This is a genomic window from Providencia sp. PROV004, assembly GCF_011045615.1.
Taxonomy (GTDB): domain Bacteria; phylum Pseudomonadota; class Gammaproteobacteria; order Enterobacterales; family Enterobacteriaceae; genus Providencia; species Providencia rettgeri.
The window spans coordinates 637,437-653,161 of record NZ_CP042859.1 but is presented as its reverse complement, the minus strand read 5'-3'; the positions used below and the strand labels follow the sequence as shown (position 1 = coordinate 653,161).

The 15,725-nt window shown below is 40.1% G+C and carries 15 protein-coding genes and 2 tRNA genes; 5 read left to right on the top strand and 12 right to left on the bottom strand.

Annotated elements, in window-relative coordinates; genetic code table 11:
• Positions 1–35: 35 nt before the first annotated feature.
• Both rimI and FVA69_RS02760 read right to left on the bottom strand, forming a co-directional pair.
• The gene (gene rimI, locus FVA69_RS02765; protein ID WP_109911832.1) at positions 36–488 is read right to left on the bottom strand and encodes a ribosomal protein S18-alanine N-acetyltransferase; all 453 of its coding nucleotides are present in this window, start codon (positions 486–488) and stop codon (positions 36–38) included.
• Positions 457–867 carry a DNA polymerase III subunit psi gene (locus tag FVA69_RS02760; RefSeq protein WP_164528365.1) on the bottom strand — a complete coding sequence of 137 codons (411 nt, stop codon included), beginning with the start codon at positions 865–867 and terminating at the stop codon, positions 457–459. The genes rimI and FVA69_RS02760 overlap by 32 nt, the downstream gene beginning before the upstream one ends.
• Before the next feature lie 133 nt (positions 868–1,000).
• Here FVA69_RS02760 and rsmC point away from each other — a divergent pair, with 133 nt between their 5' ends.
• The 3 genes from rsmC (at position 1,001) to FVA69_RS02745 (ending at position 2,428) form a co-directional block, all read left to right on the top strand.
• The gene (rsmC, locus tag FVA69_RS02755; RefSeq protein WP_164528364.1) at positions 1,001–2,014 is read left to right on the top strand and encodes a 16S rRNA (guanine(1207)-N(2))-methyltransferase RsmC; all 1,014 of its coding nucleotides are present in this window, start codon (positions 1,001–1,003) and stop codon (positions 2,012–2,014) included.
• 195 nt (positions 2,015–2,209) lie between these two features.
• A tRNA-Leu gene (locus tag FVA69_RS02750) sits at positions 2,210–2,295 on the top strand.
• 47 nt (positions 2,296–2,342) lie between these two features.
• Positions 2,343–2,428: transfer RNA gene (locus FVA69_RS02745), tRNA-Leu, on the top strand.
• Positions 2,429–2,531: 103 nt separating this feature from the next.
• Here FVA69_RS02745 and FVA69_RS02740 read toward each other — a convergent pair.
• The 6 genes from FVA69_RS02740 to FVA69_RS02715 all read right to left on the bottom strand — a co-directional run bounded on the left by FVA69_RS02740 (position 2,532) and on the right by FVA69_RS02715 (position 8,969).
• A complete protein-coding gene (locus FVA69_RS02740) occupies positions 2,532–2,786 on the bottom strand; it encodes a DUF1435 family protein (protein ID WP_115166586.1) in 255 nt (84 codons plus the stop codon).
• A 118-nt stretch (positions 2,787–2,904) separates the two neighbouring features.
• Entirely contained in the window at positions 2,905–3,435 is a 531-nt protein-coding gene (locus tag FVA69_RS02735) for a GNAT family N-acetyltransferase (protein ID WP_117162881.1), read from the bottom strand.
• Positions 3,436–3,641: 206 nt separating this feature from the next.
• Positions 3,642–5,081 (bottom strand): alkaline phosphatase, encoded by a 1,440-nt coding sequence (phoA, locus tag FVA69_RS02730; RefSeq protein ID WP_004914820.1) that lies wholly within the window; start codon positions 5,079–5,081, stop codon positions 3,642–3,644.
• A gap of 181 nt (positions 5,082–5,262) precedes the next feature.
• Positions 5,263–6,831, bottom strand: a complete 1,569-nt coding sequence (locus FVA69_RS02725; protein WP_241254167.1) for an alpha/beta hydrolase-fold protein — start codon at positions 6,829–6,831, stop codon at positions 5,263–5,265.
• Between the two features lie 58 nt (positions 6,832–6,889).
• Positions 6,890–7,504 carry a DUF3156 family protein gene (locus FVA69_RS02720; RefSeq protein ID WP_042851671.1) on the bottom strand — a complete coding sequence of 205 codons (615 nt, stop codon included), beginning with the start codon at positions 7,502–7,504 and terminating at the stop codon, positions 6,890–6,892.
• Positions 7,479–8,969 carry an APC family permease gene (locus tag FVA69_RS02715; protein WP_004914823.1) on the bottom strand — a complete coding sequence of 497 codons (1,491 nt, stop codon included), beginning with the start codon at positions 8,967–8,969 and terminating at the stop codon, positions 7,479–7,481. The genes FVA69_RS02720 and FVA69_RS02715 overlap by 26 nt, the downstream gene beginning before the upstream one ends.
• Positions 8,970–9,366: 397 nt before the next feature.
• Here FVA69_RS02715 and FVA69_RS02710 point away from each other — a divergent pair, with 397 nt between their 5' ends.
• Complete coding sequence (locus FVA69_RS02710) at positions 9,367–10,029, top strand: helix-turn-helix domain-containing protein (RefSeq protein ID WP_109911828.1); 663 nt, start codon at positions 9,367–9,369, stop codon at positions 10,027–10,029.
• Positions 10,030–10,174: 145 nt separating this feature from the next.
• Here the strand turns inward: FVA69_RS02710 and FVA69_RS02705 are convergent, their stop codons facing one another.
• The 4 genes from FVA69_RS02705 to FVA69_RS02690 form a co-directional block, all read right to left on the bottom strand.
• The gene (locus FVA69_RS02705; RefSeq protein WP_123382522.1) at positions 10,175–11,668 is read right to left on the bottom strand and encodes an aldehyde dehydrogenase family protein; all 1,494 of its coding nucleotides are present in this window, start codon (positions 11,666–11,668) and stop codon (positions 10,175–10,177) included.
• 28 nt (positions 11,669–11,696) lie between these two features.
• Positions 11,697–12,065, bottom strand: coding sequence for a cupin domain-containing protein (locus tag FVA69_RS02700; protein WP_109911826.1), 369 nt, complete (start codon positions 12,063–12,065; stop codon positions 11,697–11,699).
• 49 nt (positions 12,066–12,114) lie between these two features.
• On the bottom strand, positions 12,115–13,419 hold the full coding sequence (locus FVA69_RS02695) for an NAD(P)/FAD-dependent oxidoreductase (RefSeq protein ID WP_164528363.1): 1,305 nt from the start codon (positions 13,417–13,419) through the stop codon (positions 12,115–12,117).
• A gap of 340 nt (positions 13,420–13,759) precedes the next feature.
• Positions 13,760–14,503, bottom strand: a complete 744-nt coding sequence (locus FVA69_RS02690) for a helix-turn-helix transcriptional regulator (protein WP_109911824.1) — start codon at positions 14,501–14,503, stop codon at positions 13,760–13,762.
• A gap of 265 nt (positions 14,504–14,768) precedes the next feature.
• Here FVA69_RS02690 and FVA69_RS02685 point away from each other — a divergent pair, with 265 nt between their 5' ends.
• Positions 14,769–15,713 (top strand): nucleoside hydrolase, encoded by a 945-nt coding sequence (locus FVA69_RS02685; protein ID WP_004914829.1) that lies wholly within the window; start codon positions 14,769–14,771, stop codon positions 15,711–15,713.
• Positions 15,714–15,725 lie beyond the last annotated feature (12 nt).

The window sequence follows — 15,725 nt, the reverse complement described above, 5'->3', positions numbered from 1 at the left end:
AATTATATTAGTAATAAATTATTTATTACTTAAATTTATTCATCGGAAAATAGAGTTAAAGCAAGTACTAAAGCATCTTCTCGGCCTTTTTTGGCAGGGTAGTAATCTTTACGTACCGTTACTTGGTGAAAACCTAGCTTATCGTATAGATGCAAAGCAGATGCATTTGATTCTCTCACTTCTAACCATAATGTGAGAATGCCTTTCTTTATGAGTTCCTTGATAAGCTCTTCTAGCAACAAGCGGCCATACCCTTTCCCTTGGTAATCAGGGTGGAGAGCAATATTGAATAGGGTCGCCTCATCAAGAACACATTGTGTTATCGCATAACCAATAATTTGATTATTAACAGAAATTTTTAAGTTATGATACTTTTCCCCTTGATTTCCATAAAAAACTCGCTCAGTCCATGGAAAGTCATGGCTTAACTTCTCAATTAAGTACGCAGTTGCAAGATCAGATTGCTTTAGTGTTGAAATTTTCATCATATTGATAAATTTGTTTCCATAGTGCCCGTTTAGCGCTACAGCTTGTACTTAGCTCAGACAAAACAGGTGAAGTAAACATGACTTTTGAACCTTCAGGCTGGATTTCATCACCTAATACCCAACATGGTGTTATTATTGGTGTTGGGATTAAACCTAATTGCTCTGAATTGACACAAACCACATCGTCCTGTGCAATATTCATGGAAAGAAAAACATCTTTTAGCAATTGGCTATTTAAATCAAGGTTCTCATCAGTAATAATAATAAGCTTAGTCGACGCTGGGATCCTTACACCACGTTCACCACGTAACACAGCAGGATTTCTCACCATCCATTGAGTGATCTCCATTTGTTCTAAAAGCCTGTCACGTCGTGTCATTTGATTTTCCAGTCGCAATTTTACAACCACATCTTATCAAAGGGGATTAATAGCGCCAACAGAGCAATGCTATTTCTCTTATCTTTGGTAAGATGTCATCGGTTTTTTTATTATTTTAGGAGATTGACAGAATATGTCATTACTGACACCTGCCAGCGAAGTTATTCAACGCCATCTCGAACATTTTATAGATCGTCATGTCATTTTGGCTGGTGACATTCAGGATGAGCTCGCTGCAACCTTAGAAGCAGCTAGTGTTCGCGTCATCACCAACCAGTATCATCACTGGCAACGCTTACAACCGTTAATGGGTGATATGGCGTTATTCTCTGCCATAACCCCAGCAGAATTTATCCAGCCTTGCGATACTCTCATTTATTTTTGGCAAAAAAACAAGCAAGAAGCCTGCTTCCAACTCGATGACCTTTGTACTCACCTTGCTGCAGGTAGCCAAATTTTTATCGTCGGCGAGAATCGCAGTGGTGTTAAAAGCGCCGAATCTATTATGGAAGGGATCGCTAACTTACAAAAAATCGACTCTGCACGCCGTTGTGGCTTGTACTATGGTGAATTAGAACAACCCACAACCTTTGATATTGCTCGCTGGTGGCGTCATTATCAAATTGATAATGTTAGAATTAATGCATTACCTGGGGTATTTAGCCATAATGAGCTGGATATCGGTAGTGATCTACTATTGTCCACGCTAACTGACCCAATGAGCGGTGATCTGCTTGATCTCGCCTGTGGCAATGGCGTGATCGCTGCGGTGATCGGCTCACAAAACCCAGAGATCAAACTCACCTTAAGTGATGTCAGTGCATCTGCGCTTGACTCCGCAGCATCCACTCTTGAGGCCAATAAACTGGTCGGTAAAGTCATCGCAAGTGATGCTTACTCTGATATTAACGATAAATTTGATTGGATTATTTCAAATCCACCATTCCATGATGGCCTAAATACCAGTTATCGTGCGGTTGAAAATATGATTTACCAAGCCCCTAAATACCTGAAAAAAGGTGGACGTTTGCGCATCGTAGCTAATGCTTTCTTACCATACCCTGATTTGCTCGATAAAGCTTTTGGTAGTCACGAAGTACTTGCCAAAACAGGAAAATTTAAAGTTTACCAAGCAGTTAAGCGTTAATTTAATCGCTAATAATTTAACTAAAGCACAATTTATCATACTACTCATTGGCTGGTGATCCTTTACCGGCCATTTTTTCATCAATCGAAAAATACTTCATAAAAAAATTATTGACGTTCGTCGAAATTAGCCTAAAATCCGCACCACATTATTGCTGGTTAGAAGCATTGATGAATCAAAGTTTAGTTAGGTATTGCGAGGGTGGCGGAATTGGTAGACGCGCTAGCTTCAGGTGTTAGTGTCCTATGGACGTGGGGGTTCAAGTCCCCCCTTTCGCACCACTAACTTTGTATAAACCACAATAATTTAGTATTGACGAGACAGTATTGCGAGGGTGGCGGAATTGGTAGACGCGCTAGCTTCAGGTGTTAGTGTCCTTCGGACGTGGGGGTTCAAGTCCCCCCTTTCGCACCACTGGTCAGTCATTGTTTATAACACCCTGCCCATTTTGACCTTCCTTGTACGACTAGCGCTGCCCTAATTCTCTATTTTGTTCTGTTACTTACTGATTATAGAACTAACTTTGTAGAACAAAGGCCATCATAAAACATGCGAGTGAAATAACTGCGGGGACAATCAATAAACGACGAGAACCGCGATTAAATAGCATCCCAGCGGTTGCTACCATCATGGTAATCATAATGATTTTTAGATTATCTAAGCCCATATTATTGAGTATATAAGCAATGCTCAGCAATATCACAGCAAAAACACCCCAAAGGCCAGCACCTATTCGCCTTAAACCTGTGGTTTTTGATATGCTAGTTGGCATAGTGACCTCAACACCCTTAAATGATAATGATTATCAATCATATCTAGTTTCTAGTAAATTTCAATGCTTTTTTATTTCACCACGCTATAAATTAACACTTATTTTACAAAATACAAACTTACGAAAATAGATAAATAAAATGAATATCTTCGGGCTCCAATGCAAATAATTCAGGGTCAGGCTGGGCAATTAAGGAACAACCGAGATGTTGATAAAAGTGCACCGTATTTTCTGAAGGTGTCGCAGAAATATATAAGCCTTTTGCACCTTTTTGTATCGCCATTTCAGCGCATTGTTGGAATAACATCCCTGCTAAACCTTTACCACGATGTGAGTGGCTCACATGCAGGAAAGACAATTGCAGTAAATTTTTTTGTTCGCCGCGCCACACATTATCTAAACTTGCGGCAGCAATTAGCTTGCCCTGCTCAAAAATACCAAGAAATACCGCTCCTTGGTCATAACTTTCCAACAAATGAGGGGTATAAGCTTCAGGTTCGCCTTCTGGCCAACCTTTCATATCAAACCGCTGCTTGGATAGCACCAACTCACCATTTCGATATAGATAAAGGTTTTCAATTAATTCAGTGCGGTCGATAGACCAAACAGATGGGATTTCCTCTCGTTGCAGTTCGCGAACTTCTCTCATAATGTCATTCTCATTATTCGTGCCTATGAATAAGCACATTTATTGTTATTTAATAAATCAATTTATCAAGATAATGAATAAAAAAAGAAGTGCAAATGTTTAGTACGTTCATTGAGGCATGGTTGAAAAATAAGAAAAAAAAGGGCTAGAAATAAAAAAACTCCCCGCAACATCCTATTGCGGAGAATTTTTACTACAGGGTTGGTTTATTGCTTCAATCCCATTGCATCGCGCATGGTAAAGAACAAATCAGTTTGGTCAGTCAGACCCATTACGTTTGCCGCATGTGGACCATAAGCCGCTACACGTAACTGAGCACCCGTGTGCTCTTGAGAGTCATCTTCTTCAGAGTTACCGTAATTTACCACCATCACAGAACCGTCTTTAGTAATCAACGCCTGCGTTAAACCCGTTGACTTAGTGCCTTCAGGAATAATTTGGCTTGAATGTGAATGGTCAGCGGTCACGATAACTAATGTATCACCATGTTTTTTAGCGAAATCTAAGCCGACTTGTACAGCTTGGTCGAGAGCGACAGTTTCACCAATTTGACCACATGGGTTTGCTTTATGGTCTTGCTTATCGATAGAAGCACTTTCAACCTGCAAGAAGAAACCATTTGGGTTGACTTCTAACAGCTCAATCGCTTTTTTCGTCATTTGAGCCAATGTTGGTGCATTCGGGTCTAACTTAGCATTCGGTTTACATTCTAACGGCGCATTGTTGATATTACCGTAATGAACTGCTTTCGGGCCTTCCCATGCAACAGTCATGTTGCCATCATGGAATAAGCCCAGAACAGGTTTATCTTGATTTGCAACAGTAATGCTGTCTAATGACTTAGCGTCACGCACAATATTATACCCACGCTCAATCGCCTGTTGCTCCAACGTTTTACCTTTGTAGTCACCCGCCTTTGCTTCTTGCTTGAAGCTCTTAGCTCCACCACCAAGGGTGACATCTGGGCGAGTTACCAACAGTTGCTCTGAAATTGAACCTCGACCGCCATTTTCTAGCGCGTTAGCCGCACATTTTTCTGCTGTTTCCTCAGGGCCATAACATTTACGCGCACTCACATGCGAAAACTGTGCAGCTGGCGTAGCGTCTTGAATCTCAGAGGTTGTGACGTTACCCGTCGCTTTACCATTACGTTTAGCTATCTCAATTAATGTCTCATGATCGTTGCCAAATACATCAATCCCTAATGCGCCATTGTAGGTTTTTACACCAGAAGACCACGCCGTGGCAGACGCTGCAGAGTCAGTCACATAGTCTGGTTTTTGGGTTTTCTTATCTAACGCATAATGGGTATATTGGCCTGTAATTGGCAAGGCATCGATTCCTTTAAAGAACCCTGAAGCACCTTCTGCATAGTTACGGGCAACGGTTATCTCTGAGTCACCCATACCATCACCAATAAACAGAATCACATTTTTGGCTTGGCCATTGTGAAGTGCCGCTTTCATGATATCAGTTTGCTCTGTCGCTAAACGACGCGCACCACCAAATTTTGTGATATCACCTTGTGCCGCACGGTTTTCTGACACCGCATCATTTTTATCAGCCGCGTAGGCAGGGACTGCACTTCCTAAAATTAAAGTACTTACCGTGACAGCTAAAAGGGATTTCATAAAATTACCAGTCATAACTGTTTCCTTGCCAATCAATAATAAAAAGAGAAAATGTGTATTTCAAATAATGACAGGCATGCTAAAGGAGCTAGATGACAGTTGAATGACGCTTTTATGGCGAAATGAAGACGTTTGTCATAAATGTGAAAAAGCAGCTAAATATAAGCTGCTTGTTGTGAATCAGTGTTATGGCTATTTACCATTGTGACACAAGTTGATTTGTTCCCTCATAAAGCGTTTCACACCAAGAAACATAGTCGTGCCCGCTAGGTAACTCAATAGCATCAACTTGATAACCTTTGTGTTTTAGAACATCCAGTAATCGGTAGTGGTTCTGAATAATTCCCCCCCAACTACCGCGTTGTTCGAATAAGCCGGCCTCAAGGAAAAAACGGATAGGTTGCGTTGGTATAATTTCGATTTCACGAATTAACCACTCAGGGTCTTTATCTTTTGGAGCCCACCAATAAGATCCTGACATACTGATAACATTACCGAAGATTTCAGGATGTTGTAATGCATTCCATGTCGCGCCAATCCCACCATAACTGGAACCCGCAATAATCGTATGGCTTGCAGGCGCTTGAATTCCCATTTGTGCTAATTGAGGCATAAGCTCATCTGCCAGCAACTTAGGAAAGGCATCATTTGGGGGAAGTTCATCCCCACGACGCTCTGAATTTATGCTATCAACAAATATAATATTCATAGCTGGAAAACTCCCCTGATTCATCCACTTATCAAAGAATTTCTCCATTTGATAGTTTTGCAGGTAAATTTGCCCATCCAATAGCAACAATAACGCCGGTGATTCCATTGGTACATTAGGCTGATAAACCGTTATTTTTCTTTCGTTTTTTAATATTTGACTCACCAACGTAAAAGTCTCTAAACGGCCTTTAATCTGCCGATTTTCTACATCAGGAAAGTGACACTGGCGTATGTTCGGTGCCAATGATAACAACGAAAAACGGTTATATTTATCGACATTTAGGGAAGGAATAACGTGAGAATTATATGGGTCAGACTGCGCGGTGACTAGAATTGCTTTACGTTGAGCAAAACCGCCTTCCGGTACAGAAGGGATATCAGGTGCAATTTTATATTGCGATAACGTATCATTAGGGATGATAAAAGAACGATACCAAATATCCGTTCCCGCCAAATGGGCCATTCTTTCGTGACTACCTGACGGCGCACCTAAAATATAGGCGTTTGCTTTCGCGCCACGCCAAAGGAATGTCACCCGTTTTTGTCTATTTGAAAAATCTTCAACCAGTGGCGTTCCTTGCGCGGCAACGGCTTGCCAAAATGCGCTTGTATCACCATTTTGATAATATTCATCCAATAAACTTTGCAGCTTAGGAGTAACCGGTTCATTATCCTTTTTAATGGCTAAAGGCTGGTACTGGGTGACATCAAACTTTAATTGCCAAGGTTTACCCGGCTCACCATTCAACGCTAAATAATAAACCCCATTTTTTGATACTAAATAATCCGCACTATGAGGTTCTTGTACTGAACCGTACTCTTGCAATGCACGCACTGGCTGTTTATTGGAATCCAATAATAGAACCTTGGAAAGACCTTCACCGCGTTGTTTTATAAAATCTTGCTGCGATACTTCAAAAGATAAGCAGCTATGACCTTCGCTATCATGTACCCCTTCAGCAAAGGAAAGCTCAGATAAACGTATACAGTCAGCGTGTGTTGCCATCACCGCAGAAGAAAACAACATACAACCTAAAAGAGGCAAAGATTTCACATCAAATTCCAGTGAGTCAATTGATAATAATTATTACTATCAAAAAACTCTTTTAAACTCAATGGCTCACAGCACGTTTTTCCACCAGTTGGTTAATTAACTGCAGCGCACTCAATAAATAATAGCGTTGTTTTTTTATTAATCTCAAATAACGGCGAGTCGCGGGAATGCGGCTCACCATTTCTGATGCCGTGTAAGGCTCAATTTCACAACGCCAACGTCCTCGGCTAAACTCTATCTCGCAATGATTAAATTCCAGCTCTTCTAATGTTTGCCTAATAATTGGGTACTCATTCAGCCATTCAATAACTTTCTGCCCATCCATCTGCTTCGAAACAAAATGGATATGCTTCTTCTTTATAGTCCCACGGGTTTTTACTTCAATTTTTGCATTGATACTATCTGTACATTGGCCAGATACCGCAAAACGGCTATACACAATAAAAGCGAGAAACAATTTTCTTGGCCGTTCAGTCACCTCAATCGTTAATTCGGGTTGAGGCTGCACATGAAGCACTCCGGGTGCCCCCCACTCACATGGATAAGGCGCCATGTCCTTCTCAACACGGTTAAGAGTCAATCCTGTTTGATATCCGGCAGGCAAACGTTGCTGGGTAAACTTACCGATTTTCTTCCACAAAGACGGTTTAGGCGAGGTTACGTAATGGCTCAAGTTGGCCTCCTTCCATTTCTTCATCAGCGAAGGAATTAGATAAAACGTATTCAACATCCACAGGTTTAAATGGGTTCACTTTCTGTACAAAAACGGTCCAAATTAATGCATATCCGGCTGTTAAACCTAACATAATGGCAAAAGGAATATAGATATCCGATTTATTCATGCCTGGTGGAGTGATATACACAATCGCTAAAATAATCCCGACACTCGAAATAATTTGCGGTATAGGGAAAAAAGGCGAACGATAGGCTCGATGTAAGTCAGGTCGACGAATACGCAATAACACTACTGAAATCGTTACCAGCAAGTAAGCCGTACCCCAAGAACACACCGCCGCCAGTACCAATGGAATGATACGATCAAGGTCGCCTTGAATAGCAAAAGCGTGCAAACATGGGATCATCACAGCTACTAAAATACCGAATACTGGAGTTTTAAAACGAGGGTGCAAATAAGCAAAGATGCGTGGTAATGCCCCATCAAGAGCCATTCCATAAAGAATGCGAGGAACCGCTGCCATTAACGTATTGATGGTCGCTCCACCAGCCAGTAATAACGCGATACCTATCCAGTATTTACCAAACTCACCCATAACAATTTCGGCGAATGCAGGGATTGCCATCGGTGTTTCAAGTAAACGCGTACCTGTCAGCGGGTCAACGACCACATTTTCCACTTGGTTCGCTAGCGCTGCACCGAATAACACCATACAGAGTGCGACACAAAATAAACCTGTTGTCATCGCACGGGGAATCACTTTCGCGGAATTTTTAATTTCAGGAGCCATTGGGGTTACTAGCTCACAACCAACAAACATGAACATTGCCATACCAACAAAGCTCAGTATTAGTGTTGGGTCCGTATTGAGTGGCTGACCAAACCAGCCGTCCATATCCACATGAAATGGCAACAACAAACCACTCACACTAAAAATTACTAACGTGGACCACATGGCAAATGTCAGTACAACCTCGACCTTACCAAAGGCTTCAATACCAAATGCATTTAAGATACCAAACGTGACAACCAACCCAACACCAACCATCCAAGATGAGTTACTGGTCTCTAAGACCGTGTTGAGATGCTCAAAATTAACGAGAGCCATAATCCCTGACAGAATAGTTTCGGCAGTTCCTGCAAACACATGCACAATCAAGTAAGCCGAAAGCGCACCTGTTATCGCCCAAAAGCGTCCCATCCCACAAGAGATATAGTCATATACTGAGCCTGACGTTGGGAGAATGGCCGCAGCCTCCGAAAATGTAGTTAACTGAGCTTGCATCATGATGAAACTGAGTAGCACCGCTAAGGCAAACGTATCGCCACCGATGCCGAATCCACTCGTGACGGTTAAAATAACAGGACTGGCCATAATCAAACCAGCAGAACTCGCCAAGGTGGTCGGAAAGCCAACTTTCCCTTTTTCTAAATGTGTCGACAATTTTGAGGATAAATTCATCTTGCTTCCCTCTCACTCTCTACCTAGCTATTAATGTGAATTTTTTGTAAAAATAAAGTGGTTTCATATCCACTATAGAAATAAGCTTAAATCCACTGCTATCGTTCTAAAGGACGATACCCAGAGAGAGGGGAAATAAAGTATAGCTCGCGAAAAGTACCCATATTTTTAAAAACAAAAAAAATAATTAAAGTAATATCAATATGTAACAAACAAACCACTTGTTAATATATTAATAAATATCTTTCTAAAGATACCAAAAAGCAGCAAATCAATATTCATGAGGTTTTCATGAGTTTTAAATACTGCTATCAACTTCACGTTATTAATATGTTTATTTTATGTTAAATTCATTAAGAGGCATGATAATAATTCGATTAGTACACAAGGGAATATGATGAATTCACCATTATTCGAGCCTCATCAACAAACATTGATTGATTGCTGCCTAAATACCATTGCGCATATTATTCCGGTTTCTGCATTGGTGTATTACCTCGTGAATGATCATTGCCAACCAGATAACTACGTTCTTCACGGGATACCGGCAAAAATGCATGAAGAGTATCTCGCTTATTTTCACCAATTAGATCCTTTACACCCTGACCATTTTCGCAGCGATGATTTACGCTTAGTGAGAATGGATTCTGAAATACGCCAGCAGAATCAAGCTTTTTTCCATGATTTTATGCAGCCAAATAACATGACTGATATGGCGGAAATATTTATTCGTCGTAAAAATAAAATTATTGCGGGGATTTCGGTGCTGCGAGACAGCCCATTTAGCCAACAAGAAATCATGCGATTAAATACTATTTTACCTGTCGCTGAGCTGATGACATTTGATGTACTACCTGATTCCTTAGTGGCTTATACCCCCAAAGAACAAGAAATTATCCATTTAGTACGAGAAGGCGCGAGCAATAAGCGAATTGCATTATTACTGGGGGTTTCGCTATCAACAGTGAAGACTCACTTACGCAATATCTTCACTAAAGCAAATGTGACTAACCGAACCGAGCTTGTTTCATCCGGGTTTATCATTCACCAAGAAAAATGACAGTAAATCTAACGACCACCCGCCGTGGATGAACATCCACAATAGCTTTGTCTTTGAATTGATTAATAAGCCATAGTATCTATCAAATATAAAAAACCCGGCACGATGGCCGGGAAATGTTGATTAATTGAATATAAATTGAACACTAATAACGCACCATGACAGACTTTAACTCTGTGTAATACTCAATAAAGGCACTACCAAATTCACGACCAATACCTGATGACTTAATGCCACCAAATGGCACTGCGGGGTCAAGGAAGGTATGCATATTCACCCATACCGTTCCCGCTTCAATGCGTGAAATCATACGCATTGCTTTACTAAGATCATTTGTCCATAAACTCGCAGCTAAACCAAACGGAGTGCTATTCATCATCTCAATAAGTTCTTCTTCGTCATCGTAACTCAAGAAAGTCCCTATTGGCCCAAATGTTTCCTCTTTCATCAATACATCATCTGGGCTATTAGCACGAATAATGGTTGGAGGCACAAAGTACCCAGCGCCTGCAACGGGTTGGCCACCATAAATAATTTCACTACCCTCTTGGCGAGCTTTTTCAAACAAACCTAAGATTTTTTCGTAATGCGCTTTATTGGCCAGCGGCCCCATCTCGGTTGTTTCATCCAATGGAGAACCGACTTTCATCGCAGACAAACGCGTTTTTAGTTGCGCTAATACTTCATCCATCAATTTAGATGGAATATAGAACCGCTCAGCAGCCGCGCAAATTTGCCCTTGATTTAGATACCCCGCTTCAATAATCCCATTAACAATTTTTTCAACCGGAAGGTCAGCTAAGAATGCAGCACCATTTTTCCCACCAAGCTCCAGTGTTACTCGGGTTAATTTACCTTCCATTGCTGAACGCCCTACCGCCAGCCCAGTCGGTACAGACCCCGTAAATGTCACTTTAGAACAAAGTGGATGATGAATCAGTGCTGGCCCAACTTCACGACCACCACCATTTACGATATTAATTACACCGTCAGGAATTCCCGCCTCTTTTGCCAATTCCACCACTCTTAGCATAGTTAGTGGAGTAAATTCACTTGGTTTCAACACAATCGTACAGCCACATGTTAAAGCAGCCGCTAATTTCCAAATGGAAATCATAATAGAAAAGTTCCAAGGAATAATACCAGCCACAACACCAACAGGTTCACGCTGGGTAAATGCAGAATATTTCTCACCATTAAAAGAAGGCAATGAAACATTCAATGTTTCCCCGCTGATTTTAGTCGCCCAACCGGCAAAATAACGCAAAAACTGCGCAGATGACCCCACTTCAAGAAAACGAGATAATTGAATGGTTTTACCTGAGCATAACGTCTCTAACTGGGCTAATTCTTCAAGGTGCTTTTCAAGCAAGTCAGCAAGGCGGTTTAAGCAATTCCCTCTTTCCATTGGTGTCGTGTTTGCCCAAACTCCTTTAAATGCAGCATGAGCCGCATCCATTGCGGCATCAACTTCCGCTAAAGTTCCTTCTTTTACTTTAGCAATAACCTGTTCAGTGGCTGGGTTAACAACATCAAAAAAAGTATCGCCTTTGCCAGAAACCGGTAACCCGTTGATAAAATGACCGTGCTGACGCTTCAAAAACTCACTGACTTCTGGTAATAGGGTTAACTCGCTCATTGTTATCACTCCACTCAATAGAAATTAATTAGGCATTTACACAAGCTAAGTAATGTTTTACGAAGCGTGGTGTATCAATTTCCCATAAAACTTCGGTACCTTTCGCGGCAAACCAGGTATCGCCTTTATGGTATTCAACCGTCACACCGGTTTTCACATCCGTTAACTTCACCGAACCTTCGTGGACTGTCGCCATTTCATCAAATGGATATACCATTTTGAACTTGCCTTTAGTACAAGCAAAAATACCGCAGGTCAGGTTATCCGTTGGTTCACCGTGGATCATTGCAACACTCGCTTGAGGATCGCCTTCAACAACCACAGAGCCTAAATTTGTCACGCTACCAACATTCAATAACTCAGGTAGTGGTTTATTTAACAGTAATGGACTAATCATAATTTTTACCTTTAATCGATTTTAATAAACTAATTAGGTGGATAACGAATTAGCGACGACCTTGCCAATAACCGGATATCTGATGCATTATTTTTGCCAACGAAACAATCACATTACGCAGACTATCTTTACCAATAATATTGGCGTGCGGGATAGAACTCATTAAGTCATAACGATGAGAACCTTCCACCATCCCTTCAGCAAGAACTTTGCACACAATCTGGCTTGGCGTAACACCAAAACCTGAATAGCCCTGTGCATAAAACACATTTTTGTGTTGTGGTAATGAACCAATTTGTGGAAATAAATTTGCACTACATGCCATTGGTCCACCCCAAGCTAATTCAATTTTGACGTCTTTGAGGTAAGGAAAGACTTTTAGCATTAAATTACGATTCCATGCTTTAAGATCAGACGGAATATATTCAAGAAAATGAGTGGAACTGCCAAATAATAGGCGATTCTCATTCGTCACCCGGTAGTAATCTATTACAGGACGAATATCACTATAAGCACCACGAATTGGGCTAATTCGCTCGATTAATTCATCAGGTAGCTCTTCCGTCATTAATTGATATGCGTAAGTATTAATAGTTTTAGGGTAAATCGTCGGCTCAAGGCCATTTAAAAATGAATCGCAAGCCCACAGCATTTTCTGTGCTTTAACTGTTCCCATCGCAGTTCTGACTTTGATGGTATTACCATATTCCACATTTAATACTTGGCTATTTTCAAATATTTTAGCGCCATATATTTCACTAATCGCTTTCGCTTCACCCAATAATAAATTCAATGAATGAACATGCCCGCCACCCATGTGTTTGATCCCACAGGTATAAGCATCAGAACCAATAATCTGTTTTAGTTCTGAGCCACTGTAAAACTCAATTTCTTCATCAGGATCAACTGACTTAAAATCTTTTAGCCAACTGCGTAAGGTTTTTTCTTGGCGCTTATTACTACCTAAGTATGCGTAACCACGGCAAAAATCTGCATCAATATCATATTTAGCGATACGATCACGCATGATCCCTGCGCCCATATTACTGAGTTTAAAAATCGTTTCTAAACCCTCTGGCCCGACATATTTTTTGATTGCATCGATATCATGGCCAATGCCCGCCATTACTTGCCCGCCATTACGCCCTGAACCACCGTAGCCAAGGTGCCGTCCTTCCAAAATAGCGATATTGGTAATCCCTTTCTCACACAGCTCAAGCGCAGTATGGATCCCAGAAAAACCACCACCAATAATCACCACATCAACATCAAGATCTTCCTTTAGCGTAGGAAAACGTAAGTCATACTTTTTAGTTGCTGCATAGTAAGTCAATGATTCTACTTGGTTATTCATTATGGATACCCTATTTAGTATCTTTCGATAACTCGATTATCTTAACCTTACATTAACAATTACATAGCCCTTTAGGGACATTCGAAACATAAAGTTAACAATTGTGACGCAAGTAGAATATTTAAATAATAATAAAATTTTAAAAAAATAAAAAAACAATCTAAAAATCAAATAATTAATAAACCATTCTCATATTAATAATAATGATTATTAATTTAATTTTAGTTCATACAAATCATCTAGACAAAAATAAAAAAAATAATGCAGCAATAAAAAAGATAACAAGCTATAAAATGCTATTAAATCATTAGGTTAAAATAAATATAAAAACACATTATACTTAGCTTAACCTATTCATTAATAAGTTAAATAATTCAACCTGTGAATTAATATTTAGTTTTTGATAGATATTTTTACGATGATTTTTCACTGTTCCTAAACTAATGAAAAGCATCTGTGCAATTTGTGGTGAACCTTTACCTGCTAAGATTAATTCGACAACTTCACACTCTCTTGGTGTCAGCCCAAATCGTGTTTGCATATCAGTATTTTGATGGTGGTTCGACACCGAAGAAGGAGAAACATCTTTATGAAGTTTCACCATACTACGAATGATATCGAAGGCGTCTTTAAGGGGCGCTTGCGTATATTTTCCCGAGAAAAAAGGCCTATCTTCATTACCAAAAAAAATGCCTAATTGCCTGTCAGTTGAAATATCTAATAACAACCCAGCTTCATCACACCACCCTGTCTTACGATAAAAATTGAGATAATAATCTGTATGATAAAATCCTTTAGGTGCGAGTTCTTTTAGTGTTAATACTTTGGAAGCGCCTCCCTTTTGGATTTCTTGGTAGAATGGATCCATTAAATAAGCACCTCGTTGATAGATTCTGTTAATACTATCGCTATTACGGCGCTCTACTTTGGAAAGAAATCGGGGTGGAGCTCCTTTTTCAAAGGAGTAAACAATCGCATTATCGAATGCAATAAGTGAAGATAACCATGATAATAAATTAGGATAAAACTGGTTAGTTGCAACAGAATCAATGACATCAGGTAATTTTTCCAGATAGTTCTCCATTCTGCCTCCACAATTATTAACTAATTAATAAACCCCCTCTAGGCGGCTTCATTTATATTGCTTAAAACTTCATAAAGAACACATTATCTTTATAAACTCAACACGATTGTTATTAATATGTTAATCACATCACTCTATATTAGTAACCCTAATGAATAATTTCATTACATTAGTATTCATAAAAATAGAACTTACATCACATAAAAATAAATTTATCCATATATTATGTTAATTAAAAGTAAATAACCTAATAAAAGGAGAAATAATGTCTAGCAATAAAATTATTATCGATTGTGACCCTGGCCATGATGATGCAATGGCAATTTTCTTAGCATTAGGCAATTCAAATGTAGAGTTACTTGCGGTAACGACGGTTGTCGGAAACCAAACTTTAGACAAAGTTACTTATAATGCACGCGCAATTATGGAATTCGTTAGTGCAAATGATATCCCTATCGCTGCTGGTTGCTCTAGGCCATTAGTGAGAACAATACAGACTGCCCCAGAAGTTCATGGAACAACAGGACTGGACGGCACTCACCTCCCTGAACCCAAATTACCTATTGACCAACGACACGCTGTGGACTTAATTATTGATACGCTGAAGTCACATCCCTCTAAAACGGTTACTCTCGTACCTATCGGAGGACTCACAAATATTGCTTTAGCCGTGAGGAAAGCACCTGAAATTGTAGAATTAGTAAAAGAAGTTGTTTTAATGGGAGGAGGCTACCATACGGGCAACCGTACTGCAGTCGCCGAATTCAATATCCTTATAGACCCTGAAGCTGCTCATATCGTGTTTAATGAAACTTGGCCTATCACTATGATTGGGTTAGACCTTACACACCAAGCAAGGCCAGACGACCAAATAATGGAAGCAATTGCAGCGTTAAATACACCTGTAAGTGACTTTGTTGTTGAATCTCTAAATTACTACACGGCAGGTTACCGTAGACGTAATGGCTATACTGACCACGCCCCGGTTCACGACCTATGCGCTGTTGCTTATGTTATCGACCCATCCATAATGGAAACGATTAAGGCTCCAATTGATATCGAGCTACAAGGCGCTCTAACAACAGGTATGACAGTGACTGACTTTCGCCATCCAGCTAAAGCAGATTGCCACACACAAGTCGCCACAACATTAAATAACCCTCAGTTATGGGATATGTTTATTGCTTCTCTAAAGCAACTAGAAAAATAAAAACAAAAAGGT